The organism is Variovorax sp. PDC80, from assembly GCF_900115375.1.
GTDB lineage: Bacteria > Pseudomonadota > Gammaproteobacteria > Burkholderiales > Burkholderiaceae_C > Variovorax.
Genome location: NZ_FOWG01000020.1, coordinates 96,705 through 120,050, shown reverse-complemented (window position 1 = coordinate 120,050; position 23,346 = coordinate 96,705). Strand labels below are relative to the sequence as shown.

Sequence of the window (23,346 nt, the reverse complement as noted above, 5' to 3'; positions counted from 1 at the left end):
TCTCGCGTCGTCGTCCCCACTCGTCACCTCCTGCGTTGCAGCATTGCGTATGGGACGAGGATAACGTGTGAGTGTTTATTTCAAATACACCCTCTCAGATCTTGAACGAACGCAGCGCCTTCAAGGACTCCGACTTCGACGGCAGGGCCTTCATGGCCCGCGCCTTGAACGGCAGCACCTTCGAAGGCAGCGCCTGGAGTGCCTGCCAACGCGAAGGCGGCGAGCGGCGCGCATAGACCAAGGCCGCGATCAGGCCCAGGCCCGTGAGCGCGGCGCCGCCCCATGCGACGGCGGGGCTGTGCAACGCGCGGCTGAGGGCCGAGCGCTCGCGCTCGGGGTGCGCGGGCGTGCCGGAGGCGGCGCGCTCCAGTGGGGTGATGGCGCGTGCGGTGTTGGGGTTTTCCTCGCCTTCGAGGACGGCCCGCGAAATCTCCAGCGGCGTCAGCTCTTCTGCGCTCGGTTCGGACAGGGACCGGGGGGTGTTCGGCTGGATCGTCATTGAAATCTCCGCTTTGCTGATGTGTTGAACGCCAGCCTCTCCCACGCGGGCCGCGGTCGCCTAAGGCGAGCGTCCGGCATTCGCGTAGGCAAAAGCCGCATGCCCGGCCAGCCCGTCGACAGGGACACCTATTTGAATTTTAAGAACCACTAGAATGGCTTTTATCTTTGAAAACGTGACATAAAGACCATAAGAATGGCATTTGCTCTGGCACCCGCTACCGAAGTCCTGCTGGCCCTGGGCCAGCGCGTGCGCGCGCAGCGGCTGGCCCAGCAGGTGCCTCAGCGCGAGCTGGCCCAGATGGCCGGCCTCTCCCTGGGTGCGGTGCGCAAGCTGGAAAGCAGCGGCCAGACCTCGCTGGAAACCCTGGTCCGCGCGGTACAGGCGCTTGGCCTGGTGAATGAGCTGGAAGACCTGTTCGTGCTCAAGCGCCAATCCATCGCCCAGATGGAGCAGGCGGAAGCCGTGAGCCAACGGCAGCGGGCCACACGCCGACGAGGGAGCCGTTCATGAAACAGCTGGCCGTCCGCTACTGCGGCTGGGGCGAGGACTGGCCGCTGGGCCGGCTGGCCGACGACGGCCACACGCTGCTGTTCGAGTACGCGCCCGAAGCGCTGGGACAAGGGCTGGAACTGTCGCCGCTGCACCTTCCGTTGCGCGCCACGGCCCATGGCGGTTTCCCGCAGCATCTGCACCGCCTGCCCGGCCTCATCGCCGACAGCCTGCCCGACGGCTGGGGCCTGCTGCTGATGGACCGGCTGTTTCGCCAGCAGGGGCTGCGCCATCCCGGACCGCTGGATCGCCTGGCCTTCGTCGGCGACCGCGCCATGGGCGCCCTGCGCTTCGTGCCGGCCACGCCACCCGATGCCGAAGAGCCGGACTGGAACCTGCTGGCATTGGCGAAGGAAAGCGAACGCGCCCTGGCCGGGGAAGCGGGCGCCGCCTTGCGCGAACTGGCGCTGACCGGTGGTTCCCCGCAAGGCGCGCGACCCAAGGCCCTCGTGCAGTACGACGCGGCGTCGGGGCACGTGAGCACGCGCAGCGACGCCCCGGGCGAGCCCTGGCTGGTGAAGTTCCCTGCCCAAGGCGAGCACAAGGAGGTCTGCGTCATCGAGCAGATGTATGCGCAGCTCGCGCGCGACTGCGGGCTGGAGATGCCGGCCAGTGCATGGTTCGATCTGTCGCCCGCGCTGGCGGCCTTTAGCGTGGCACGCTTCGATCGCGAACAGGGATTGCGCGCGCCGGTGCAAAGCCTCGCGAGCCTGCTGCATTTGGACTTCCGCATCCCGGGCAGCACGGACTACACCGCCTTGCTGCGCGCCACGCGCTTCCTGACCCGCGACGAGCGCGAAGTCGAGAAGGCCTATGCGCGAGCCGTCTTCAACGTGCTGTTCCACAACCGCGACGACCACCCGAAGAACTTCGCGTGGCGCCTCGAACGCGATCGCCGCTGGCGGCTGGCGCCTGCCTTCGACCTGAGCTTCAGCGAAGGCCCGATGGGGCAGCACCACATGGACATCTGCGGCGAGGCCCGTGCCGTGGAACGGAGCCACCTGGTGCGCCTGGCTTCGGAAGGCGGCGTGCCGGCGGCTGCGGCCGAGGCAACCCTCGACCGGATGCTGGCGCAGGCCGCGACCTTCGCGCAACGCGCGACCGACTGTCCGATCCGCCGAGCGACGGTGCGGCAGATGAAAACGACGGTCGACAAGTGCCGCGCGCGACTCGTGCGCGCTTGATGCGGTGCCCGCGCGATCAACCCGCCTCCAACCCCGCCAGCAACAACCGAAGACTCGCCTGGAATTCATCTTCCGCCGTGCTCCGCATCGCGGCGGAAGCCACGCCGATCAGTTGCGGAAAGCGATCGGCCGGTAGCGCGCGGAAACGCGCAATGGTGTCCTCTGCCGATTCCGCCGCCTGCAGCGACAGCGGGCCCGCCAGTTCGGCCTGCGCCATGCCCGTGACCAGCGCGGAGATGGCCCGGAAGGCCACCAGCAACCGTGTGCCCGAACGGCCGCTGCGCGCCAGCGCGGCCAGCAGTGCCTCGGCCACCTCGAAGGTCGCCGGGGCGCGGCTGCGGCGGGTCAGGATCAGCGGAATGGCGTGGGGATGCGCACGCATCGCGCGCCACAGCGCGGTGGCGATGGCGCGCACCTCGTCGCCCCATGCGGCGTACGGCCCGCGATCCCAGGCCACCTCGGCGAGCACCGCCTCGATCACCAGCAGATCGATCGCCTCGCGCTGCGGCACGTAGTTGTAGAGCGTCATCGCGCCCGTGCCCAGCTCGGCCGCGAGCGAGCGCATCGAGAGGCCGGCGAGGCCCTCCCTGTCGAGCAGGCGCAGGGCGGCAGCCTGCAGTTGCGCATGCGTGAATCTGGCGGGTCGGCCCATCGCTGCTCCATTGACTTTCTTCGGACGGGACGATTATAGTCATTTACGTACATCGTACGTATTTGAATCTTCCACCGCCTTCCAGCAAGGAATCACATGAAGCTCACCCCGGGTTCCATCGCGCCGGCACTCGTCGCCCGGACGATCCTCGGCCAGTCCGTCCGCATCCCGAGCGACGGCGCGCCCTACCTGCACCTGCAGTTCCGCCGCTTCGCCGGCTGCCCGGTGTGCAACTTCCACCTGCGCACGATGAGCCTGCGCCAGCCGGAGATCGCCGCGGCCGGCGTGCGGCAGCTCGTGTTCTTCCATTCGTCGCCCGAGGAGATGCTCGAGTACCAGGCCCAGCTTCCCTTCGACTGCATCGCGGATCCGACGAAGCGGTACTACCGCGCCTATGGCGTCGAGACCTCGTGGCGCGCGGTGCTGCATCCCGGGGTGTTCTGGAGCGGCCTGCGCTGGGTGCTGGCCACCGGCCGCTTCTATCGCAAGGCCGAGAACGGCATCCTGGGCCTGCCGGCGGACTTCCTGATCGACGCTCGGGGCCGCGTGGTGGCCTGCAAGTACGGCCAGCACGCGGACGATCACTGGGAAGTGGACGACCTGCTGAAGCGGGTGGGCGATGCCGTGGCCCCGCCGGTGTCCAGCGCGCCGCGCCCGGGCACCATCGGCTGAGGCGCGATGCCGGATCGCGCGGGCCACGGCAGCTCCGGCCCGCGCGGCACGATCCCCGACGGATTGAGCGTCGGCAGGCTGCGGTAGTAGTGCTGGGCGATGTCGTCCAGCCGCACGGTGTCCGCCACGCCGGGCAGGCCATGCAGGCGTTGCGCGAGCGCCCACAGCCTCGGGTGCTCGAAGGCATGGCGCCAGTTGCACTTGAAGAGGGTGTGGTAGACCCGGTCGAAGCGGACTAGCGTGGTGAAGAGCTGGATGTCCGCCACCGTGAGCCGGTCGCCGAACAGCCACGACGGGCGCGGCGACAGCCGTTTCTCCAGCAGCGCGAGCGCCGAGAACAATCGCTCGACGGCGCGGTCGTGCGCGTGCTGGGTGGTCGCGAAGCCGGCATCGTAGACGCCATGGTTGATCGCCTCGGCGATGAAGCGGCTCAGCGCGCCGAGCTCGGGCTCCAGCGTTGGCGCGAACAGGCTCGTGTCCGCGCCGCGGCCGAAGCGCCGGTCGATCCAGCGCAGGATGCGCATCGAATCGCGGCTGAGGATGCGATCCGCCCGTGCGTCGTAGAGCATCGGCACGGTGGCGCGCCCTTCGAAGCCGGGCTGCGCGCGGCTGCAGATATCTCGCAGCGTGGTGGCGCCGGTGCACTCGTCCGGCGGATCGAGCACCCAGCCCTGCGGCCCCATCACGGGCTCGACCACGCGGACCGGCAGCCGATGGACCGCCTCCGTCAGCGCGAGCCCGATCAGCACGCGGTGCGCGAAGGGACAGGCATGCGAGACGTAGAGCCGCAGCCCGTCGAGCTCGCCATACAGCGGCAGCGCTTGCGTTTCATCGACCATCGCGGCGCCGCTCAGGCCGCGAGCTTGCCGGCGATGGTGGCCACGTGCCGCCCCTGGAAGCGCGCGCCGTCGAGTTCCAGCGCCGATGGCCGCCTCGCGTCGTCGCTGCCCGAGAGCGTCGATGCGCCATAGGGCGAACCGCCCGCGACCTCGTCCATGCGATTCAGTCCCGCGAAGCTGTAGGGCAAGCCGACGACCACCATGCCCAGGTGCAGCAGCACCGTGTGGAAGCCGAGGATCGTCGACTCCTGGCCGCCATGCTGCGAACCGGTCGAGACGAACACGCCGGCGGCCTTGCCCACCAGCCGGTTCTCGGACCACAGGCCGCCGGTCTGGTCGATGAAGTTCTTCATCTGCGCGGCCATCGCGCCGTAGCGCGTGGGCGTGCCGAACAGGATGGCGTCGTAGCCGGGCAGCTCGTCCACCGTCGCGATCGGCACGGCGGGGTCGCGCTGGTAGCCCGCGGCCCGCGCGACCTCGTCCGGCACGAGTTCGGGAACGCGCTTGACGTGCACCTCGGCGCCGGCCGCGCGCGCGCCCTCGGCTACGGCGTCGGCCATCGCCTCGACGTGGCCGTAGGAGGAGTAGTAGAGAACCAGGATCTTCGCGGGCATCGCAGCAGCCTTCGTGAGTGGAGTGAAGGCCGCGAAGTTAGCGACAGGACCGCGGCGCGGGTAGCCCGGCACGGCGCACAACCGTGTTGCGCACGGCACAACGGCAATCAGAAACCCATGCGCTGGAAATGAGCCCCGAGGTGCTCGACGACCGCGCGGGCGCGGCCCGGCAGCCGCGCGCTCGAATGGAACAGCGCGAACAGTCCGGCCTCGGGCATGGGGAATTCCTCGAGCACGCGCACGAGCCGGCCCGCCTGCACATCGCCTTGCGTGATGAAGGCCGGCAGCCCGACCAGGCCGCGGCCCGCGAGCGCCGCGGCGCGCAACGCGGCGCCATCGTTGGTGCGCAGCCGGCCGCCCGCGCGCACGGCCTTCCATTCGCCATCGACCAGGAAGCGCCATTGATCGGCCGCGCCCATGTTGGCGTAGGCCAGGCACTCGTGCGCCTCGAGGTCGGAAGGCGTCGACGGACGTCCGCGCCGCGCGAGGTAGTCGGGGCTGCACACCACCGCGCGGTGGACGGTGCCGAGCCGGCGCGAGACCAGGGTCGAGTCCTTGAGCTCGCCGATGCGCAGCGCCAGGTCGAAGCCGCCGCCCACGATGTCGGCATAGCGGTCGTTGAGCTCGATGTCGATCTCCAGTCCCTCGTGCTGCGCCATCAGCTCGGCGATGGCCGGCAGCACGTGCAGCACGCCGAGGTTGGTGGGCGCGGTGATGCGCACCAGCCCGCGCACGGCGGCCGCGCCGCGCGAACTCGCATCGACCGCATCGTCGAGGTCCTCGAGCGCCTTGCGCGTGCGCTCCTGGAAGCCCGTGCCCAGCTCGGTGAGCGTCACGGCATGCGTGGTGCGATGCACCAGCTGCACGCCGAGCCGCCGCTCGAGCGCGCCGACGCGGCGGCTCAGCACCGACTTCGACAGTCCGAGCCGCTGCGCGGCCTTGGTGAAGCTTCCCGTTTCGGCAACGAGCAGGAAGGCTTCGAGTTCTTCCAGAGGGGGACGCATGGGGTGACCTGGGTGGGCTGTTGCGCGGCCAGCAACATCGTGTTGGCGCGGGCGCGCCGCCTTCGCGGCGGTGCGGCTTCTACATTCTCGCCATCCCTTTCAAGGAGTGCATGTGGATCCAGAAATCTCGGTGTGGATGTTCCAGCTCGCGGTCGCGGCCGGCCTGGCGGCGTGGATGAGCGTCGCGGTCCTCAACAACCTGCAGGCCTTCCAGGCCTCGGCCGGCGCCATCGGCCTCACGATGGGCATGGTGCTGCTGCGCGAGCCGCCGTTCGACACGCTGCCGCTGCGGCGGCGCGCGATCGCATCGCCGGCCGTGCACCGGCTCGCGCTGCTCGGCGTGATCGCGCTGCAGGCGGTGAGCGCGCTGGCATTGCTGGCGGGCACGTTGCTGATCGCCTGCGAGCCGCTGCGTTTCGCGTCGGCTTCCGCCCTCGCCTGCCTCAACCTCGGGCTCGGCGCCTTCGTGCTGTGCTGGTCGGCGATGTGCATCGCGGGGCTGTCGTTCGGCGCCTGGATCAGGCAGGAAGGCCTGTTGCTCACGCAACTGCTGCTCGGCTGCTGGGGACTGCTGAGCTTCGCCGTGCTCAACCTGCCATCGGCACTGGCGCGCGCCTGATGGAGCCAGTGCGCTTCACTCGGCAACCGGCATCAATCCCGCGAGCCACCCCTCCACGCGCCGCAGCGTCTCGATCTTCGGGTTGTCGGCGCGCGAGACGCACTGGTACTGCAGCCCGTCGAGCGATTCGGCGCAGACCCGCAGCAGCCGGCCCGCGGCCTCGTCCCGGCTCACCAGCAGGTTGCTGACCAGCGCCACGCCCGCGCCGTCGATCGCGGCCTGCAGGGCATGGCTCTCCTCGCTGAACAGCACACAGCGGCCCTCGTCGAAGCTCGCCACGGCCGCATGCTGCATCCAGCGCGGCCAGGTCGGGCCGCGCAGCGCGGGGTTCTTCCACGCATAGCTCAGCAGGCGCTCGCCGGGCAGCTGCGCCGCCGCGATCGGCAGCGCGCGGCCGGCCACCCAGGCCGGCGAGGCACAGGCGAAGTAGCGGTCGGTGTACAGCGGCACGGCCCGCAGGCCGGGCGCGAGCGCCGGGCTCGCGGCATCGGCCGGCGGTCCGTAACGCACGGCCAGGTCGACCTCGCCGCGCGCCACGTCGGCCAGGCGCTCGGTGGCATCCACGGTCAGCTGGATCTCGGGATGCGCGTCGTGCAGCCCGGCCAGCGACGGGATCAGGATCTTCGAGGCGAAGGCGGGCGTGACGCTGACCGAGATCGAATGGCTGACCTCGCTGAGTTCGCCGACCGCCTGCGCGAGCCGGTCGAAGCCGTCGCGCAGCACGGGGAACAGGCGCCGACCGGGCTCGGTGAGGCTGATGGCGCGCGGCGTGCGGTCGAACAGCCGCATGCCGACCAGGCTCTCGAGATGCCGGATCTGGTGGCTGATGGCGGTCGAGGTCACGCACAGCTCCTCGGCCGCGGCCTTGAAGCTCAGGTGGCGCGCCGCCGCCTCGAAGGCGCGCAGCGCATTGAGCGGTGGGAGCTTGCCGCGGGTGGCCATGGTGCGGGTCGGGCTGGGTGAAAAGAAAACCGAGGCCGGGGCGGCGCCGATGCGGGCCCATCGTATCGGCGGCGGGCCCGCGGCGCATCCGGTGCGTCCCGCAGGCGGGCCCTTGCTCAGTGGGCGGCGTGCGGCCGCTGCACCAGGTGGCAATCCTCGGGATGCCACGACGCGTAGAACTGGCGTCCCACGTCGAGCTCGATCTCCTCCAGGTCCTTGGCGTTCAGTTGCACCACGATCTGCTTGCCGCCCGAGGTCTCGAGGTGGCCGTTGACCGTCGAGCCGATGAACTCCTCGCCCACCAGCGTGCACGCGACCTCGTTGGTGGCCCAGCCGGGTTTCGCGGTCAGCGAGATGCGGTCGGCGCGCACCACCAGGTCGATCGCCGCGCCGGCCGCGAGTGCCGCGCCGCCCTGCGCGCCCGCCTCCGCGGTGAAGCGGCCCTCGGGCGTGCGCAGCTCGAGCCGCGAGCCGTCGCGCGCGACCACGTCGGCCTGGAAGATGTTGTTGCCGCCGAGGAACTCGGCCACGAAACGCGAGGCCGGCCGATGGAACACCTCCATCGGCGCGCCGCACTGCGCCACCTCGCCGTTGGCCATGATCACCACGCGGTCGGCCATGGCGAAGGCCTCCGAATGGCTGTGCGTGACGTAGACGAAGGCGATGCCCAGCTCGCGCTGCAGCCGGGTCAGTTCGCCCTGCATCTTGAGCGACAGGTGATGGTCGAGCGCGCTCAGCGGCTCGTCGAGCAGCAGCAGCGGCGGCTCGGTCACCAGCGAGCGCGCGAGCGCGACGCGCTGGCGCTGGCCGCCCGAGAGTTCGTCGACGCGGCGCTGCGCGAAGTCGGCCAGGCCCAGGCGCGCGAGCCAGTCGGTGGCACGCCGGCGCCGCTCGGCGCGGCCCACCTTGCGCATGCGCAGGCCGAACTCCACGTTCTCGATCACGCTGAGGAACGGGAACAGCGCGAGGCTCTGCCACACCATCGGCGTGTCTCGCTGCCAGGGCGCGAGGTCGCGCACCTCCTCGCCGTTGAGCCGGATCGAGCCGCTGCTCGGGTTCTCGAGTCCCGCGAGCATGCGCAGCGTGGTGGTCTTGCCGCAGCCGCTCGGGCCCATGATCGCGACGAACTCGCCGCGCGCGATCTCGAGGTCGACGCCGCTCACGGCCATCACGCCGCCATAGGACTTGGAAACGCCGCTCAGTTGCACCAGCGGTGCGCGGCCGGATTCGGGGACGGGGGAGGAATTCATGGCGTGGTGCCCTCTTTGCGTGGACGCGGTGGAATGCGCTGCGATATGCGTTGGTTCAGCAGCACCTGGGCGATGCCCACGAGGCTGATGCTGACGATGAAGACCAGGGTGCCGATGGCGTTGATGCGCGGGCTCACCTGTCCCTGGAGGAAGCCGAGCACGCGCACCGGCAGCGTCTCCTCGAGTCCGCCCACGAACCAGGCGATGGCGAATTCGTCGAAGGACACGGCCATGGTGAGCAGCCAGGCACCGAGCATGGCCGGCGCGGCGAAGCGCAGCACCACGTGCCACAGCGCGCGGCCCGGGCCGGCGCCGAGGTTCCAGGCCGCCGCCTCGAGCGAGGCATCGATCTGCGACAGGCGCAGGCGGATCAGCGCCACCGCGAACGGCGTGCAGATCACGACGTGCGCGATCACGATCGAGAAGCGGCCGCCGGCCAGCCCGATGCGCGAGAGGTAGGCCAGCATCGCGAGCCCGAGGATGATCGCGGGCACGGTCGGCGGCAGCAGCCCGAGCGCGAGGTACAGCCGCTGGCCGGCGAAGCGGTAGCGGTAGTCGGTGTAGGCCGCGGCGAAGCCGATCAACGTGGCCAGCGTGGCCGAGGCCAGGCTCACCACGATGCTGTTGACCAGCGCCTCGCGCACCAGCTCGTCGCCGAACACCGCCTCGTACCACTCGAGCGTGAACGATCCCAGCGGCAGGGTCGGGAAACGGTCGGAGTTGAACGAGAACACGAAGCTGGCGCCGATGGGCGCGAACAGGAACGCGAGCACCGCCACCACGTAGGCCGCGAGCAGCGGCCGCACCCAGCGCCCGGCGCTCATTTGCGCCCCCTGTAGGCGTACGAGGTCATCGCCAGCGCCACCGCCATCAGCGTGGCGATCATCAGCACGGCCAGCACCGCGGCGCGCGGCCACTGCTGGCCGGCCTTGGTGGTGTCGATGATCAACAGGCTCATGGTGGGCGCGGTGCCGCCGCCGAGGTACAGCGGCGAGACGAAATCGCCGAAGGCGAAGATGAAGCAGAACAGCGCCGCCACCACCAGGCCCACGCGCGCGGCCGGGATCACGACCTGGAACACGCTGCGCAGCGGCGCGCAGCCGAGGTTGCGCGCGGCCTCGACCTGGCTGCGGTCGACCAGCAGCAGGCTCATGGTCTGGATCAGCACCACCAGCGGGAGCGTGAGCGTGAGGTAACCGATCTGCGTGCCCAGCGCGGTGTTGAGCATGCGCGCCGGACCGAGCCCCAGCGCGCCGAGCAGCGCGTTGATCACGCCCTCGTCGCTCAGGAAGATCTGCCAGGCATAGACGCGCACCAGGTAGCTGGTGAAGAACGGGATCACCAGCAGGAACATGCACAGCCGCCGCCGGCGTTCCGAGAGCTGGAAAGCGATCGCGAACGAGGCCGGGAACGCGATCAGCGACGCCAGCACGGTGGCGAGCAGCGCGTAGCCGAAGGTGCGCGCATAGGTCTGCCACACGTGCGGCTGGCCCAGCATGCGCTCCCAGTTGATCCACGCGAAGGCGGGCTCGATGCGGAAGTCGCGCACCGTCCAGAAGCTCAGCACCAGCAGGAACAGCAGCGGGCCGAGGAAGAAAGCCAGCTGCCACGCGGGCAGCGGCAGCGCATGCAGCAGCGCGAAGCGGCGCCGGCGCGCGCGCTCGTGCCGGGGCGTCTTCGGCCGCGCGGCGGCAGCCGAGGCCGCCGCTTGCAACGGCGGACCCGCCGTGGAGGTGAGGGTATTCATGGCTTGGTCCCCCGGCTCAGGCGTTCTTGTAGCGCGACCAGAAATCGCTCCAGTCCTCGAGCGACTGGCGCACCGGCAGTGCGCGGTTGGTGATGCGGCCCTCGCGGATGTCGTCCATCGCATTGCGCTTGCCGGGCTCCATGCGCGAGCGCTTCGCCTCCTGCGGCTGCTGCTGCGCGAGCAGCTCCCAGCCCTTGCGGTTGGGCACCAGCGCGGGATAGGCCTGCATGGTGGCCGAGCGCACCTGCCCGGGGGGCGAGGCCATGTACTGGATGAAGGCGCGGGCGAGCTCGGCTTTCCTCGAGCCCTTGCCGATCGAGAACGACTCGGTCCACTGCAGCCCGCCTTCGTCGGGCAGCACGGTGCGCACGCTGGCGCCGTTCTTCTCGAGCACGCCGGTGATCCAGTCGCCGATGCCGGCCATCAGCACCATCTGGCCGTTGCGCAGCGAGGCAAAGGTGCCGCCGTAGTCGAAGAAGCCGCCGACATTGCGGCGCATGCCCATCATCTGCTGCTGCACGCGCCCCCAGGCGGCGGCATCGATGTCGAAGGGCTTGCGCTGGCCGTCGAGCAGGCTGGCCTGGCCGATGCTCGGCAGGTGCCAGTCGAAATGGCCGACCCGGCCCTTGAACTTGGGGTCGGCATAGACCTTGTAGCTGCGCGCCTCCTTCTCGCTCACTGCCGTGGTGTTGTAGGCCACGCCGAGGAAGCCGAAGCGGATCATCACCGCGTAGAGCTTGTCGCCATCCCAGTGGCCGGGGAAGCGATGGAACTCGGGAAAGAAATCGTCGAACGGATAGTCGGCCGGCTGCAGCCGCTCGACATGGCCCGCGCGCACCAGCTGCTGCACGTACTCGGCGTCGGCCTGGATCAGGTCGTAGGTGCCGGGCGGCGACTGCGAGATCAGCGCGAGCATGTTGTCGCCGCCCACGTAGTACTTGGGGCGGATCTTCACGTTGTGCTGCGCCTCGAACTCGGCCACCACGTCCTTCTCGGCATGGCCGTACCACGCGAGCATGGTGAGTTCGGTCGGCTTGGCCTGCGCGAAGGCACGCTGCGCGAGGCCGGGCAACGCCAGCGCGGCACCGGCCACGGCCGCGCCGCGGATCAGCCGGCGCCGCACGGGTTGCACGGCGCTCGTGTCGCCGGGCGAAGCCGATGCGTCGGACACGGCGAAGGGAGGATTCTTCATGGACTTGTCTCCGGGGTTCGGTTCGTCGAAGGCCGCGATGGATGCGGCCGGGGTCGAAGCTTCGGGGCCGCGGGCCGCGACGACAACTGATGAGTTCTCGGCGTCGGGCTGAGATTTGTTCGTCGTGGCGCCTGCGCGCGGGGCCATGGCTGAGCGGGGCTCATCCCCGGCTGAGAAATCCCCGTTTGTCGCGACTGCGATCCGCGCCAACACTCGACTTCACGCACCACGGAGACCAAGCGCATGGACTGGATCAATCCTCACTACACCGACAACGGCCACGCCGACGGCGTGAACGACACGCTGCACACGCCGATCTCGCCCGACGGTACGCCCGAGCCCGGGCAGCTCTACACCCTGCCCGCGCGCCAGGGCCGCGCGGTCGCGCTGCGGCGCGGCCAGCGGCTGGCGCTGGTCAACACGCACGGCACCCAGGTCTGCGACCTCTGGGCCTTCTGCCGCGATGGCCTGCACGAGGCGCTGTCGATGGAGCACCTGCGCGCCGGCCTCGGCCGCACCACGCCGCGCGTGGGCGACGAACTCGTCACCAACCGCCGCCGCGCGATCCTCCGGCTGGTGGAGGACAGCTCGCCCGGCGTGCACGACACGCTGATCGCGGCCTGCGACCTGCCGCGCTACCGTTCGCTGGGCGTGCGCGGCTACCACGACAACTGCAGCGACAACCTGCGCCTGGCGCTGCGCGCCATCGGCCTGCGCACCACCGAGGTACCGGCGCCCTTCAACGTGTGGATGAGCAACCCCGTGGCCGCCGATGGCGCGATCGGCTGGGCGCCGCCGGTGTCCAGGCCCGGCGACCGCACGGTGTTCGAGGCCTGTCTCGACTGCGTCGTCGTGATGTCGGCCTGCCCGCAGGACAGGGTGCCGGTCAACGGCGCCGATTGCGTGCCGAAGGCTCTGCAGTTCCGCGTGACGGGGGCCGCCGTATGAGCAGTTCGACGACCAAGGAGATCCTCTGCGCCTACAGCGTGGACTTCGATGCCGTGGCCGGCTGGCTCGGCTCCTATGGCGGCCAGGATTCGCCCAGCGACGTGTCGCGCGGCTTCTTCGCGGGCGAGGTCGGCGTGCCGCGCCTGCTGCGGCTGTTCGCGAGCCGCGGCATCGCCACCACCTGGTTCATGCCGGGGCATTCGATCGAGAGCTTTCCCGCGCAGGCACGAGCCGTGGTCGAGGCCGGCCACGAGGTCGGCCTGCACGGCTACACCCACGAGAACCCGACCGCCATGAGCCGCCGGCAACAGGCCGACGTGCTCGACCGCTGCATCGAACTGATCACCGGGCTCACCGGCCGCGCGCCCGTGGGCCACAACGCGCCCTGGTGGGAGTTCAGCGCCGACACGCTCGACCTCCTGCTCGAACGCGGCATCGCCTACGACCACAGCCTGATGCACCGCGATTTCGAGGCCTACTTCCTGCGCCGCGGCGACCGCTGGACGCCGATCGACTACGGCCAGCCCGCCGCGAGCTGGATGAAGCCGGTGGAGCGCGGCACCGAGACCTCGCTGCTCGAGATCCCCGCCAACTGGGAGCTCGACGACATGGAGGCGCTGCTCTACATCAAGTCCTTCGCCAATGCGCAGGGCTACGTGGGCGCGCGCAACCTCGAGGTGCAATGGCGCGACCAGTTCGACTACGTCTGGCGCGAATACGACTTCGCGGTGTTCCCGATGACCATCCATCCCGACGTGTCGGGCCGCGCGCAGGCGGTGCTGATGCACGAGCGGCTGATCGACTACTTCCTGAGCAAGCCCGGCGTGCGCTTCTGCACCTTCGCCGAGATCGACCGGCGCGTGCGCGAACGGATGGCATGCGGCGCCTGACGGTCGCGGGCCTCGCGGCGGATTTCCGAAGCGGCGCGCGCGGGCCATCGGAGGTGCTCGACGGCTGCCTCGCGGACGCGGCGCTGCCCGCGGCGCGGTCGGTCTTCATCGCGACCACCGCCGAACGCGCCCGCGTCGAAGCGGCCGCGGCCGACGCGCGCCTGGCGCGCGGCGCGGCCCTGGGCCCGCTCGATGGCGTACCCGGGTCGTGGAAGGACCTGTTCGATCTCGAGGGCCTGCCGACCACCGCCGGCTCGCGCGTGCTGCCGTCGGCGCCGCGCCCCGCCGACGCAGCGGCCGTGGCCCGCCTGCGCGCGGCCGGCGCGGTGTGCGTGGGCAAGACCAACCTCAGCGAATTCGCCTTCTCGGGCCTGGGCCTGAACCCGCATTTCGGCACGCCCGCCAATCCTTTCGGCAGCCAGGCCGAACCGCGCGTGTGCGGCGGCTCCTCGAGCGGCGCGGCGGCCTCGGTCGCGCTGGGGCTGTGCGCGGTCGGCATGGGCACCGACACCTCGGGCTCGGTGCGCGTGCCGGCCGCCTTCACGGGCCTGTGCGGATTCCGCGCGAGCCGCGGCCGCTATCCGATGGCGGGCCTGCAAGGCCTGTCGCCGCTGCTCGACACCCTCGGCGTGCTCGCGCGCAGCGTGGAGGACATCGCGCGGGTCGACGCGGTGCTTGCCACCCGCACGCCGCCGGACGAGGACATCGGCCCGCTGCGTATCGTGCTGCTCGACGACTTCATGGACGACACGGTGGAGGCGGCACAACGCACCCGGTGCCTCGCGGTGTTCGAGCGGCTGCGACAGGCCGGCTTCGCGGTGTCGCACGGACGCGCCGCGCCGCTGACCGCCGCGCGCGAGGCCATGGCACGCCACGGCACGGTGGTGGCCGCGCATGCCTTCCATCGCCATCGCGCGCTGCTCGACGGCCCCGCGGCCGCGCGCATCGATCCGCACATCCGCGCGCGCCTGGAAAGCGCGCGCAGCTTCCTCGCGGCCGACTACCTCGCGCTGCTCGCGGCGCGCGACAGCGGGCTGCGCGCGCTGCGAGCCCGTGCGCCCGGAACGCTGTTCATGTTCCCCACCGCGCCCATCGTCGCGCCCACGATCGACCACGCCTCGGAGCCCGCGCGGCACGCGGCCCTCAACGCACGCGCGCTGGCCCATTGCATGGTCGGCAGCCTGCTCGACATGCCGGGCATCGCGATGCCCAGCGGTTTCGATGGCCAGGGGCTGCCCACCAGCGTGCTCTTCAGCATGCCGCGCGGCCGCGATGCGGAGCTGCTGCGCGCCTGCGCGCGCATCGAGGCGATATCCGCCGCCGAGGCCGTCTGAGCCGACGCGGCGCCGGCCGCATCGCTCAGGCGTCGCGCGCGCAAGCCAGCATCAGCTCGCGCAGCCACTCGTGCGCCGGTGAATGGTCGGTGCGCGGATGCCAGACCATGCGCACGTCGAACAGTGGCAGGTCCAGCGGCAGGTCGAAGGCCTCCACCTCGGCCATGCGCGACATGCGGCGCGCTAGCCGCGCCGGCACGCTGGCCACCATGTCGGAGGTCTCGAGCACGAAGGGCAGCGCGAGGAAGCTGGGCTTGATCATCTGCACGCGCCGGCGCAGGCCGTGCGGCTCGAGCGCGGCGTCGATCTGCACGTTGTAGATCTGCGAGGCGTCGGGTTCGATCGTCACGTGCGGCAGCGCGCAGAACGAGGGCACGTCGAGCGCCGCGCCATGCACCGGGTGCGAGCGCGCGGCCAGGCCCAGGAAGCGGTCGGAGAACAGCTTGCGGCCCTTGACGTAGGCGGGCGCGTTCGGGAAGTAGGTCAGCGCCAGGTCGAGCTCGCCGGCCGCCATCATCTCGCCGAAGTGGTGCGGGTTGGTCTGCAGCATGTGCACCCGCACGCCCGGCGCCTCCTGGCGGATGCGGCGCATCACCGAGGGCATCATCAGCAGGTCGATGTAGTCGATGACGATGAGCCGGAACACCTGTGTCGAGGTCGCGGGGTCGAAGCGCACGGGCTCGGTCAGGCGCTCGAGCGCGGCGATCGCCTCCTGCACGCGCGGCCACAGCACGAGCGCGAGTTCGGTGGGCATCCAGCCGGTGCCGGCGCGCATCAGCAGCTCGTCGCCCAGCAGGTCGCGCAGCTTGGCGAGCGAGACGCTCATCGACGACTGGCTCATCTCGAGCCGCTCGCCCGCGCGCGTGACGTGCCGCTCGCGCATCAGCGCATCGAAGGCACGCAGCAGGTTCAGGTCGAGGTCTTGCAGCTTCATCGGGGGCGATAGCGGGGCGCGGGCGGGTAAACCCGCATGGATCATCACGAACGCGATGCCGGGCATCGGCGGCTTCGATGGACCGCGCGGCCGCGGCCTCGAATACTGGCGGCCATTATTCACTCCGCCAGAAAGATCGCCATGGCCATTCCCCAGATCCGTGTCACCCGCGAAGAGATGCGCCAGCGCGTCGCCTACTTCAAGGACCTCAAGGGCTTCGACGGCGGGCTGCCCGACAGCCGCCATCCGAGCGCCGAGCGCACGCTCTACAACGCGGTGGGCTTCCAGCCACCGCGCGGCAAGGGCGGCGACGAGGTGGTCTCGCCGGTCGGCGCGCAGGCGGCCGAGAACGCCGCCATCCGCATCAGCGAGGGCTTCAACCTCGGCTTCTGCGAGGCGAAGCCCGGCAAGGGCCCGATGATGCACAACCACGACACCAACGAGACCTTCATGCCGCTCACGGGCCGCTGGCGCTGTTCGTGGGAGCTCGACGGCCGCGAGGAGTACTTCGACGTCGGGCCGTGGGACATCTTCTCGTTCCCGGCCGGCGTCAACCGCCGCTTCGAGAACATCACGCACGAGGAGCCGGGCAAGACGCACTTCCTGATGTTCGTGATCGGCGGCAACGCGCCCGAGGCGGACTTCACCGAAGACGCAAAGAAGACGCTGCGCGAAGAAGGCCTGCTGGCCTGATGCACGCGACGGCCCACCGCATGACAACGATCGCCGAAGACCTGCCCGCGATGCCCGAGGCCCTGCACCGTTTCGTCGCCGCGCAGCCCCTGCATCGCTTCACCGACACGCGGGGTTTGGCCTGGTCGCTGCGCGACAGCGGCGCGCGCGGCGACACGGCCACCGCCGAGCCGCCGCCGCTGATCCTGCTGCCGGGCGCGCTGGGCAACGGCGACAGCGCCTGGCGCATCGCGCAGGCCTTCGCCGCCGAGCGCCGCGTGCTGAGCATCACCTACCCGGGCGGCGTCGCGCCCGAGCTGCTCGCGCTCGGGCTCGAGGAACTGCTGCGCGAATGGCGCACCGGCGCGGTCGCGCTCTGGGCCTCGTCGTACGGCGCCTGGTGGGCGCAGGCCTTCGCGTTGCGTTTCCCTGATCAAGTGGCGGCGCTCTGGCTCGGCAACACCTTCGTCGACGGGCGAGACGTGGCGCAACATCCGCTGTTCGACGCGGGCTGGCTCGCGGCCACCGACAGCGCCACCGTGATCGCGCGCTGGGACCAGGCGCTGCGCGCGCGGCCCGACGACCTGCTGCGCGCGGTGCAGCTGCACATGCTGCATGCCGGCCTGCCCGCTTCGGATTTCCACGGGCGGCTGCGCCAGGTGGCGGGCGCGGCCGAACTGCCGGCGCCGCAGGCGATCGCCAACACCGTGGTGTTCGAGTGCGAGGACGACGCGATCATCGCGCCCGCGACCCGTGCCCGCGTGCGCGCGCGCTATCCGAAGGCCCGCCATCTCGCGCAGGCGCAGGGCGGCCACTACCCGCACATCGTCGCGGCCGAATTGCTGGTCGAGCGCATGCGCGACTGGCTGCAATGACAACACTCATGACAGCTGCATCGACCCACGCTGAGGAGTTCCCCATGCCCGTCTCTCGTTCCCGGCGCCTCGCGCTCCAGCGCCTGGGCCTCGCGGCCCTGGCCGCCACCACGGGCCGCGCGGCCTTCGCGCAGGCCGCCTGGCCCACCAAGCCGATCAAGCTCGTCGTGCCGTTCTCGGCCGGCGTGTCGCCCGACGTGGTGGCGCGCATCCTCAGCGAGCCGCTGGGCCAGGCGCTCGGGCAACCGATCGTCATCGACAACCGCGCCGGCGCGGCCGGCATCATCGGCGCCGAGGTCGCGGCGCGCAGTCCCGGCGATGGCTACACCCTCTTCATGACCGTCAACTCGATCATGGGGATCAACCCCAACGTCTACGCCAAGCTGCCCTACGACACCTTCCGCGACTTCGCGCCCGTGACGCAGGTCGCGCTGGTGCCCTATGTGCTGATCACCGGCCCGGGCCAGCCCGACGCCAGCCTGCGCGAGCTGCTGGCGCGCGCCAAGGCCAAGCCGGGCTCGGTCGACTACGGCTCGCTCGGCGTGGGCTCGGGCCCGCACGTGGTGATGGAGATGATGAACAACATGGCGGGCGTGCAGATGGTGCACGTGCCCTACAAGGGCAGCCCGCTGGCCGACGTGATGGCCGGCCAGATGCCGATCGCCTTCGAGCCCGCGACCACGGCGATCCCGCTGGTGCGCAGCGGCAAGCTCCGCGCGCTCGCGGTGACGAGCCCCAGGCGCAGCGCGCTGCTGCCCGAGGTGCCGGCCGTGGCGGAACTGCTGCCCGGCTACGACGGCGACGGCTGGCAGGGCTTCTACGTGCCGGCCGCCACGCCCCAACCCATCGTCGCGCGCTACAACCAGGAGCTCGTGAAGATCCTGCGCAACCCCGAGGTGCAGCGCAAGCTCACCGAGCTGGGGCTGGTGCCGGTGGGCAATTCGGTCGAGCAGTTCGGCGCGATCTCGCGCAGCGAGTTCGAGAAGTGGGGACGCATCGCGAAGGCGAATCGGATACGCATCGACGGTTAGCGCAGCCAATCGCGCCATCTTTGTTACTCCCTTTGTCGCGTGCACGAGGGTAATCTGAGCCCTCGTTGAACCCCTCGAGGACTCACCATGACTTCCTGGCCCGAAGCACTGCGCACCCACTACCGCTGGATCATCGTGGCCGCGGGCGGCGCCCTCGGCTGCGTGGCGATCGGCGGGCTGTTCTCGCTGCCGGTGTTCCTGCGGCCGATCGCGCAGGACACCGGCTGGTCGAGCACCGGCATCTCCACCGCGATGACGCTCGCCTTCTTGGCGCTGGCGCTCGGCAGCATCGCCTGGGGCGCTCTCAGCGACCGCGTGGGTCCGCGCCTCGTGGTGCTGGTGGGCGCCGTGCTGCTCGCGCTCGGGCTCGCGCTGGCCAGCCTGGCGACGTCGCTGCTCGCCTTCCAGCTGCTGTTCGGCGTGGTCGTCGGCATCGGCGCGGCGGCGATCTTCGCGCCGATGATGGCCTGCGTGACCGGGTGGTTCGACACGCATCGCAGCCTGGCGGTGTCGCTGGTGTCGGCCGGCATGGGCGTGGCGCCGATGACCATGTCGCCGTTGGCCGCATGGCTCGTGCAGACGCACGACTGGCGCAGCGCGCTGCAGCTGATCGCGGCGTTGGCGGCGGTCACCATGATTCCCCTGGCCCTGCTGGTGCGTCGTCCACCCGCGCTGCGGCAGGCCGCCTCCGCCGCGGCACCGGAGGCCTCGCGCGAATCGTCGCTGTCCGTCGCGCAGGCGCTGCGCTCGCCGCCCTTCCTGATCCTGGTGCTGACCAGCTTCCTGAGCTGCGCCACCCACTCGGGACCGATCTTCCACACCGTGAGCTATGCGGTCACCTGCGGCATTCCGCTGATGGCCGCCGTGTCGATCTACAGCATGGAAGGACTCGCGGGCCTGGGCGGGCGCCTCGTGTTCGGGCTGCTGGGCGACCGGTTCGGCGCGGCGCGCGTGCTGGTGCTGGCGCTGCTGGCCCAGGCGATCGTGGTGCTGGGCTACGTGTTCGCGCGGCAGCTGGGCAGCTTCTACACCGTGGCCGCGCTGTTCGGTTTCACCTACGCGGGCGTGATGCCGCTGTTCGCGGTGATCGCGCGCGACAACTTCCCGCTGCGCATGATGGGAACGGTGATCGGGAGCACCACGATGGCCAGCAGCCTCGGCATGGCACTGGGCCCGGTGCTGGGCGGGCTGATCTACGACGCGTACTCGAGCTACACGTGGCTGTTCATCGGCGCGTTCTCGCTGGGCATCGGGGCCTTCCTGGCCGCCTTCGCGTTCACGCGGCTGCCGCGGCAACGGCCGATCGCCGCGGCCGCCTGAACGGCGTCAGCTCGGCCTCCCGAACCGCTCCGCTCGCCCGGCGCGCTGCCGGCGCCGCGATACCCACAGATAAACCCCACTCCCCAGCACCACGATCGTGATCAGGTCGAGCGCCGCCCAGATCAGCTTCAGCGGCAGCCCGCCGTAATCGCCGAAATGCAGCGGCCGCGACACCTCGAGCGCGCGCAGGTACCAGGGCATGCGCACGACGGTGGTCAGCGCGCCGGTGCGCGCATCGACCAGCACGGGGCTGAAGAGCCGGCTGGTCAGCGCGGTGTCGCCCTTCGTCCACAACAGGAAGTGGTAGGGGCTGCCGAAGGGATTGCCCGGGAACACCACGCTGGTGATGCGCATCGTGGGCACGGCCGCCTGCGCCGTGTCGAGCGCGGCCTGCGCCGAGGCCAGGTCCTCGAACTTCGGCGGCGGCTTGCCGGCGTACGGCGCGAGCATGGTGCGCACGTCGGTCAGTTGCCAGAGGCCGAACAGCGGCTTCGAGAGCTCGTTGATGAAGCCGGTCGCGCCCACCACCAGCGCCCACACCAGCGTGACGATGCCCAGCAGGTTGTGCAGGTCGAGCCACTTCAGCCGCGGCGAGCGCGTGTCGCGCACGGTGCCGAAGGCCAGCTTGCGCATGTAGGGCGCGTAGAGCAGCACGCCCGAGACGGTGGCGACGACGAAGCACAGGCCCACGACGCCGAGGAACAGCTCGCCCGCGAGCCCCGCGAACAGGTCGGTGTGCAGCGAGAGCGCCACGTCCATGACACCGCGGCTCTGCGCGATCGGCAGCATCTGCTTGAGTTCGCGGCCGGTGTGCAGGTCGTAGCGGATGCGCCGCCGGCTATCGATGCCGGCCGTGTCCGAGGGCCGCATGAAGACGGTGGCGTAGGGCTTGTCCTCGTCGAACACGACGAAGTCGGTGGTCCAGCCCGGCAGCCGTTCGCGCGCGGTCGCCACGATGCGGTCGATGCTCAGCGCCGGCGTGCCCGCGGGCACGGTGGCGGCGGGCAGGCCGTCGTCGAACCCCTCCTCGATCTCCTCCGAGAAGATCAGCGGCAGGCCCGTGAGGCAGATCAGCAGCAGGAACAGGGTGCAGGTCAGGCTGGTCCACTTGTGGATGGCACTCCAGCGTTGCAGGGCCGTGCGGTGGCCGTCACGCGCGTTCATGGCCCGGTGCCTACCAGTTGTACTTGAGCGTGGCGTAGACCGCGCGGCCCAGGCCGTAGCGGCAGCCGATGGCCGAGCAGATCGAGATGTACTCCTTGTCGAACAGGTTCGAGACATTGAGCGCGGCCTTCAGCCCGCGCAGCGAGGGGTCGAGCACGCCGAAGTCGTAGCGGACCGCCGCGTCGAACACGGTGGCGCCCGGAATGAGCTGCGTGTTGGCATTGGTGGTGTAGGCCGAGCCGATGCGGCGCACGCCGCCGCCGATGCTCAGGCCCTTGAGCGCTTCGCCGCGAAAGGCGTAGTCGGCCCACAGCGAGGCCTGCTCGGCCGGCGTGCCGGCCAGGCGGTTGCCCAGGGTCGAGGTGGTGGTGGTCTGGCTGATCTCGTTGTCGAGATGGCTGTAGGAAGCGCGCAGCTTGAGCTGCTCGCCCAGGTTGGCGACGGCCGAGAGCTCGATGCCGCGCGAGCGCACCTCGCCGGTCTGCACCGTGAAGTTGGCATGCAGCGGATCGGGCGTGCCGACGTTGCTCTGCCGCAGGTCGTAGGCCGCGGCGGTGAACAGCATGTCGGTGTTGGTCGGCTGGTACTTGAGGCCGACCTCGGTCTGCTTGCCCTTGGTCGGCAGGAAGGCGTTGCCGTCGAAGCCGGTGCCGGCCTGCGGCTGGAACGAGGTGGCGTAGCTGACGTAGGGCGCGACGCCGCTGTCGAACAGGTAGAGCAGGCCGGCGCGGCCGGTGAAGGCATCGTCGCGCTGGCGCGTGACGCTGCGCGCCACGTAGTTGTCGGTGTCGGTGCGCGCCCAGTCCTTGCGCACGCCGAGCTGCAGCCGCAGCCGGTCCCAGGCGATCTCGTCCTGCGCATAGAGGCCGATCTGGCTCTGCTTCTGGTGCGCGTTCTGGAAGATGCCCGGCAGCGCGATGGCCTGGTTGTAGTTGGGCGCGAGGATGTCGAGCGTGGGCGCGTTGCCGAAGCGCGTGAGGTTGTCCCAGTCGAGGTGCTGGTAGTCGATGCCGGTCAGCAGCTTGTGCGCGAGCGCACCGGTGCGAAAGCGCCACTCGGCCTGGGTGTCGAGCGTCAGCGTGTCGAGCTGCTCGTTGGCGGTGTAGGCCTGGCGGTTCATCGTGCGGTAGTCCGCCTGCAGCCCGAGGCCCTGCACCGAGCGGTAGTCGATGTCGAGGTGGCGGTAGCGCAGGTTCTGGCGCACGGTGAGGTGGTCGTCGACCTGGTGCTCGGCGGCCCAGCCCAGCGAGTACTGCGTGCGCGCGAAATGCTCGAACGAGGACTGGCCGGTGTAGAAGCTGCGGTCGATGCGGCCATAGGGGTTGGGCAGCAAGGTGCCCTGGTAGGGCAGCAGGTTCCAGAAGCCGCCCGAGGGATCGCGCAGGTAGTCGGCCATCAGCGTGACCTTGGTGCGCGCATCGGGCTGCCAGGTCAGCGAGGGCGCGATCGCGATGCGCCGCTCCTTGAGGTCGTTGACCTCGGTCTCGCTGTCGCGCACCACGCCGGCGATGCGCGCCGACAGCGTCTTGTCGGCATCGATCGCGCCGCCGATGTCGAAGGCGCCTTCCTTGAAGGCATTGCTGCCGTACTGCAGCTGCACCTCGCGCACCGTCTCCGGGCTCGCGCGCTTGCTCACGAGGTTGAGCACGCCGCCGGGCGAGGCCTGGCCGTAGAGCACCGACGACGGCCCCTTGAGCACCTCGACGCGCTCGAGCAGGTAGGGCTCGACCTTGGTCACCGACCAGGTGCCGGCGATGGTCTTGAGGCCGTCGAGGTACTGGTCGAGCGCGAAGCCGCGCGAGCTGATGGTGTCGAGCCGGTTGTCGGCGTCGTCGCTGATGCTCACGCCGGGCGCGAAGCGCAAGGTGGCGCGCACGGTCTGCGCCTGCTGCGCATCCATCTCCTCGCGCGTGATCACCGCGACCGACTGCGAGGTCTCGAGGATCGGCGTGTCGGTCTTGGTCGCGGTCGCGCTGCGGCGCGCCACGAAGCCGGTGGCCGGGCCCCAGGGCGACTCCTGTTCCGCGCCGGCCGTGACCGTCACCGCGGGCAGCGCCGAGGTGCCCGCCTCGCCTTCGCGCCGCACGGTGACGGCACCGCGGTCGATGTCGGCCACGAGGCCGCTGCCGGCCAGCAGCCGGTCGAGCGCCTGGCGCGGCGTCAGCCGACCCGACACGGCCGGCGCCGTGCGACCCGCCACCAGCGCGGGCGACACCACCAACGTGACGCCGGTCTGGCGCGCGAGCTCGGTCAGCGCCTGCGACAGCGGCTGCGCGCCGATGGCCACCTGCGCGGGCGCACCGGCCGAAGGCTGCGCGTGCGCGGGCAGCACGGCGGCCAGGGCCAGGCAGGCCGCGAGCGCGAGCGGCAACGGGCGCAGCGGAAAGGACGAATCACGGAACGACATCGAAA

24 protein-coding genes are annotated in these 23,346 nt (G+C 70.5%); 11 read left to right on the top strand and 13 right to left on the bottom strand.

Translation table 11 applies throughout. The features are described 5' to 3' along the window. Positions 1–94 precede the first annotated feature (94 nt). Positions 95–499: a hypothetical protein gene (locus BM109_RS38210; RefSeq protein ID WP_256223054.1), complete on the bottom strand. Its 405-nt coding sequence runs from the start codon at positions 497–499 to the stop codon at positions 95–97. Between the two features lie 195 nt (positions 500–694). Between BM109_RS38210 and BM109_RS38205 the strand changes: the two genes are divergently transcribed. Both BM109_RS38205 and BM109_RS38200 read left to right on the top strand, forming a co-directional pair. Further along, positions 695–1,012: a helix-turn-helix domain-containing protein gene (locus BM109_RS38205; protein WP_093355084.1), complete on the top strand. Its 318-nt coding sequence runs from the start codon at positions 695–697 to the stop codon at positions 1,010–1,012. Further along, complete coding sequence (locus BM109_RS38200; protein WP_093355081.1) at positions 1,009–2,235, top strand: type II toxin-antitoxin system HipA family toxin; 1,227 nt, start codon at positions 1,009–1,011, stop codon at positions 2,233–2,235. Before BM109_RS38205 ends, BM109_RS38200 begins: the two co-directional genes overlap by 4 nt. A 16-nt stretch (positions 2,236–2,251) precedes the next feature. Here BM109_RS38200 and BM109_RS38195 read toward each other — a convergent pair whose 3' ends face one another. Further along, on the bottom strand, positions 2,252–2,887 hold the full coding sequence (locus tag BM109_RS38195; RefSeq protein ID WP_093355079.1) for a TetR/AcrR family transcriptional regulator: 636 nt from the start codon (positions 2,885–2,887) through the stop codon (positions 2,252–2,254). 96 nt (positions 2,888–2,983) lie between these two features. Here BM109_RS38195 and BM109_RS38190 point away from each other — a divergent pair, with 96 nt between their 5' ends. Beyond that, the gene (locus BM109_RS38190) at positions 2,984–3,559 is read left to right on the top strand and encodes a peroxiredoxin-like family protein (RefSeq protein WP_093355076.1); all 576 of its coding nucleotides are present in this window, start codon (positions 2,984–2,986) and stop codon (positions 3,557–3,559) included. On the opposite strand, the gene BM109_RS38185 is transcribed toward BM109_RS38190, so the two are convergent. The 3 genes from BM109_RS38185 to BM109_RS38175 all read right to left on the bottom strand — a co-directional run bounded on the left by BM109_RS38185 (position 3,469) and on the right by BM109_RS38175 (position 6,016). After that, positions 3,469–4,398, bottom strand: coding sequence for a glutathione S-transferase C-terminal domain-containing protein (locus tag BM109_RS38185; RefSeq protein WP_093355073.1), 930 nt, complete (start codon positions 4,396–4,398; stop codon positions 3,469–3,471). The two genes, BM109_RS38190 and BM109_RS38185, sit on opposite strands and share 91 nt — an antisense overlap. Positions 4,399–4,409: 11 nt before the next feature. Further along, on the bottom strand, positions 4,410–5,012 hold the full coding sequence (gene wrbA / locus BM109_RS38180) for an NAD(P)H:quinone oxidoreductase (RefSeq protein ID WP_093355071.1): 603 nt from the start codon (positions 5,010–5,012) through the stop codon (positions 4,410–4,412). 107 nt (positions 5,013–5,119) lie between these two features. Continuing rightward, complete coding sequence (locus BM109_RS38175; protein ID WP_093355068.1) at positions 5,120–6,016, bottom strand: LysR family transcriptional regulator; 897 nt, start codon at positions 6,014–6,016, stop codon at positions 5,120–5,122. Between the two features lie 112 nt (positions 6,017–6,128). Between BM109_RS38175 and BM109_RS38170 the strand changes: the two genes are divergently transcribed. Further along, a complete protein-coding gene (locus tag BM109_RS38170) occupies positions 6,129–6,635 on the top strand; it encodes a DUF2165 family protein (protein ID WP_218159452.1) in 507 nt (168 codons plus the stop codon). Between the two features lie 15 nt (positions 6,636–6,650). Here the strand turns inward: BM109_RS38170 and BM109_RS38165 are convergent, their stop codons facing one another. The 5 genes from BM109_RS38165 to BM109_RS38145 all read right to left on the bottom strand — a co-directional run bounded on the left by BM109_RS38165 (position 6,651) and on the right by BM109_RS38145 (position 11,766). Next, positions 6,651–7,577 carry a LysR substrate-binding domain-containing protein gene (locus tag BM109_RS38165; RefSeq protein WP_093355064.1) on the bottom strand — a complete coding sequence of 309 codons (927 nt, stop codon included), beginning with the start codon at positions 7,575–7,577 and terminating at the stop codon, positions 6,651–6,653. Between the two features lie 116 nt (positions 7,578–7,693). Continuing rightward, positions 7,694–8,827: an ABC transporter ATP-binding protein gene (locus tag BM109_RS38160; RefSeq protein ID WP_093355061.1), complete on the bottom strand. Its 1,134-nt coding sequence runs from the start codon at positions 8,825–8,827 to the stop codon at positions 7,694–7,696. Further along, positions 8,824–9,651 (bottom strand): ABC transporter permease, encoded by an 828-nt coding sequence (locus BM109_RS38155; protein WP_093355059.1) that lies wholly within the window; start codon positions 9,649–9,651, stop codon positions 8,824–8,826. The genes BM109_RS38160 and BM109_RS38155 overlap by 4 nt, the downstream gene beginning before the upstream one ends. Next, on the bottom strand, positions 9,648–10,574 hold the full coding sequence (locus BM109_RS38150) for an ABC transporter permease (protein ID WP_093355057.1): 927 nt from the start codon (positions 10,572–10,574) through the stop codon (positions 9,648–9,650). Before BM109_RS38150 ends, BM109_RS38155 begins: the two co-directional genes overlap by 4 nt. A 16-nt stretch (positions 10,575–10,590) precedes the next feature. Further along, entirely contained in the window at positions 10,591–11,766 is a 1,176-nt protein-coding gene (locus BM109_RS38145) for a polyamine ABC transporter substrate-binding protein (protein WP_093355054.1), read from the bottom strand. 243 nt (positions 11,767–12,009) lie between these two features. On the opposite strand from BM109_RS38145, the gene BM109_RS38140 reads away from it, so the two are divergent. The 3 genes from BM109_RS38140 to BM109_RS38130 are packed head-to-tail and all read left to right on the top strand — an operon-like array spanning position 12,010 to position 14,938. Continuing rightward, positions 12,010–12,714, top strand: a complete 705-nt coding sequence (locus BM109_RS38140) for a DUF1989 domain-containing protein (protein ID WP_093355052.1) — start codon at positions 12,010–12,012, stop codon at positions 12,712–12,714. Next, positions 12,711–13,604, top strand: coding sequence for a polysaccharide deacetylase family protein (locus BM109_RS38135; RefSeq protein ID WP_093355049.1), 894 nt, complete (start codon positions 12,711–12,713; stop codon positions 13,602–13,604). The genes BM109_RS38140 and BM109_RS38135 overlap by 4 nt, the downstream gene beginning before the upstream one ends. Beyond that, on the top strand, positions 13,592–14,938 hold the full coding sequence (locus BM109_RS38130; protein WP_093355047.1) for an amidase family protein: 1,347 nt from the start codon (positions 13,592–13,594) through the stop codon (positions 14,936–14,938). The genes BM109_RS38135 and BM109_RS38130 overlap by 13 nt, the downstream gene beginning before the upstream one ends. A 25-nt stretch (positions 14,939–14,963) precedes the next feature. On the opposite strand, the gene BM109_RS38125 is transcribed toward BM109_RS38130, so the two are convergent. Then, the gene (locus BM109_RS38125; protein WP_177239575.1) at positions 14,964–15,872 is read right to left on the bottom strand and encodes a LysR family transcriptional regulator; all 909 of its coding nucleotides are present in this window, start codon (positions 15,870–15,872) and stop codon (positions 14,964–14,966) included. 141 nt (positions 15,873–16,013) lie between these two features. Here BM109_RS38125 and BM109_RS38120 point away from each other — a divergent pair, with 141 nt between their 5' ends. The 4 genes from BM109_RS38120 to BM109_RS38105 all read left to right on the top strand — a co-directional run bounded on the left by BM109_RS38120 (position 16,014) and on the right by BM109_RS38105 (position 19,770). Beyond that, entirely contained in the window at positions 16,014–16,565 is a 552-nt protein-coding gene (locus BM109_RS38120; RefSeq protein ID WP_093355105.1) for a cupin domain-containing protein, read from the top strand. Between the two features lie 20 nt (positions 16,566–16,585). Next, a complete protein-coding gene (locus tag BM109_RS38115; RefSeq protein WP_093355042.1) occupies positions 16,586–17,419 on the top strand; it encodes an alpha/beta fold hydrolase in 834 nt (277 codons plus the stop codon). 44 nt (positions 17,420–17,463) lie between these two features. Continuing rightward, positions 17,464–18,450: a Bug family tripartite tricarboxylate transporter substrate binding protein gene (locus tag BM109_RS38110; RefSeq protein ID WP_177239574.1), complete on the top strand. Its 987-nt coding sequence runs from the start codon at positions 17,464–17,466 to the stop codon at positions 18,448–18,450. Between the two features lie 87 nt (positions 18,451–18,537). Then, complete coding sequence (locus tag BM109_RS38105) at positions 18,538–19,770, top strand: MFS transporter (RefSeq protein ID WP_093355037.1); 1,233 nt, start codon at positions 18,538–18,540, stop codon at positions 19,768–19,770. 6 nt (positions 19,771–19,776) lie between these two features. On the opposite strand, the gene BM109_RS38100 is transcribed toward BM109_RS38105, so the two are convergent. Together BM109_RS38100 and BM109_RS38095 are read right to left on the bottom strand one after the other, a co-directional pair. Further along, positions 19,777–20,934 (bottom strand): PepSY-associated TM helix domain-containing protein, encoded by a 1,158-nt coding sequence (locus tag BM109_RS38100; RefSeq protein WP_093355034.1) that lies wholly within the window; start codon positions 20,932–20,934, stop codon positions 19,777–19,779. Between the two features lie 10 nt (positions 20,935–20,944). After that, positions 20,945–23,341, bottom strand: a complete 2,397-nt coding sequence (locus BM109_RS38095; RefSeq protein WP_093355032.1) for a TonB-dependent siderophore receptor — start codon at positions 23,339–23,341, stop codon at positions 20,945–20,947. Between the last annotated feature and the right edge of the window lie 5 nt (positions 23,342–23,346).

What these genes read in the sequence shown, in the direction of transcription:
- BM109_RS38155 (WP_093355059.1), bottom strand. Translation starts at nt 9,651, where the DNA reads ATGAGCGCCGGGCGCTGGGTGCGGCCGCTGCTCGCGGCCTACGTGGTG.
- BM109_RS38190 (WP_093355076.1), top strand. Translation starts at nt 2,984, where the DNA reads ATGAAGCTCACCCCGGGTTCCATCGCGCCGGCACTCGTCGCCCGGACG.
- BM109_RS38135 (WP_093355049.1), top strand. Translation starts at nt 12,711, where the DNA reads ATGAGCAGTTCGACGACCAAGGAGATCCTCTGCGCCTACAGCGTGGAC.
- BM109_RS38140 (WP_093355052.1), top strand. Translation starts at nt 12,010, where the DNA reads ATGGACTGGATCAATCCTCACTACACCGACAACGGCCACGCCGACGGC.
- BM109_RS38150 (WP_093355057.1), bottom strand. Translation starts at nt 10,574, where the DNA reads ATGAATACCCTCACCTCCACGGCGGGTCCGCCGTTGCAAGCGGCGGCC.
- BM109_RS38165 (WP_093355064.1), bottom strand. Translation starts at nt 7,577, where the DNA reads ATGGCCACCCGCGGCAAGCTCCCACCGCTCAATGCGCTGCGCGCCTTC.
- BM109_RS38200 (WP_093355081.1), top strand. Translation starts at nt 1,009, where the DNA reads ATGAAACAGCTGGCCGTCCGCTACTGCGGCTGGGGCGAGGACTGGCCG.
- BM109_RS38120 (WP_093355105.1), top strand. Translation starts at nt 16,014, where the DNA reads ATGGCCATTCCCCAGATCCGTGTCACCCGCGAAGAGATGCGCCAGCGC.
- BM109_RS38145 (WP_093355054.1), bottom strand. Translation starts at nt 11,766, where the DNA reads ATGAAGAATCCTCCCTTCGCCGTGTCCGACGCATCGGCTTCGCCCGGC.
- BM109_RS38110 (WP_177239574.1), top strand. Translation starts at nt 17,464, where the DNA reads ATGCCCGTCTCTCGTTCCCGGCGCCTCGCGCTCCAGCGCCTGGGCCTC.
- BM109_RS38105 (WP_093355037.1), top strand. Translation starts at nt 18,538, where the DNA reads ATGACTTCCTGGCCCGAAGCACTGCGCACCCACTACCGCTGGATCATC.
- BM109_RS38210 (WP_256223054.1), bottom strand. Translation starts at nt 499, where the DNA reads ATGACGATCCAGCCGAACACCCCCCGGTCCCTGTCCGAACCGAGCGCA.
- BM109_RS38130 (WP_093355047.1), top strand. Translation starts at nt 13,592, where the DNA reads ATGCGGCGCCTGACGGTCGCGGGCCTCGCGGCGGATTTCCGAAGCGGC.
- wrbA (WP_093355071.1), bottom strand. Translation starts at nt 5,012, where the DNA reads ATGCCCGCGAAGATCCTGGTTCTCTACTACTCCTCCTACGGCCACGTC.
- BM109_RS38195 (WP_093355079.1), bottom strand. Translation starts at nt 2,887, where the DNA reads ATGGGCCGACCCGCCAGATTCACGCATGCGCAACTGCAGGCTGCCGCC.
- BM109_RS38205 (WP_093355084.1), top strand. Translation starts at nt 695, where the DNA reads ATGGCATTTGCTCTGGCACCCGCTACCGAAGTCCTGCTGGCCCTGGGC.
- BM109_RS38160 (WP_093355061.1), bottom strand. Translation starts at nt 8,827, where the DNA reads ATGAATTCCTCCCCCGTCCCCGAATCCGGCCGCGCACCGCTGGTGCAA.
- BM109_RS38185 (WP_093355073.1), bottom strand. Translation starts at nt 4,398, where the DNA reads ATGGTCGATGAAACGCAAGCGCTGCCGCTGTATGGCGAGCTCGACGGG.
- BM109_RS38175 (WP_093355068.1), bottom strand. Translation starts at nt 6,016, where the DNA reads ATGCGTCCCCCTCTGGAAGAACTCGAAGCCTTCCTGCTCGTTGCCGAA.
- BM109_RS38125 (WP_177239575.1), bottom strand. Translation starts at nt 15,872, where the DNA reads ATGAAGCTGCAAGACCTCGACCTGAACCTGCTGCGTGCCTTCGATGCG.
- BM109_RS38095 (WP_093355032.1), bottom strand. Translation starts at nt 23,341, where the DNA reads ATGTCGTTCCGTGATTCGTCCTTTCCGCTGCGCCCGTTGCCGCTCGCG.
- BM109_RS38115 (WP_093355042.1), top strand. Translation starts at nt 16,586, where the DNA reads ATGACAACGATCGCCGAAGACCTGCCCGCGATGCCCGAGGCCCTGCAC.
- BM109_RS38100 (WP_093355034.1), bottom strand. Translation starts at nt 20,934, where the DNA reads ATGAACGCGCGTGACGGCCACCGCACGGCCCTGCAACGCTGGAGTGCC.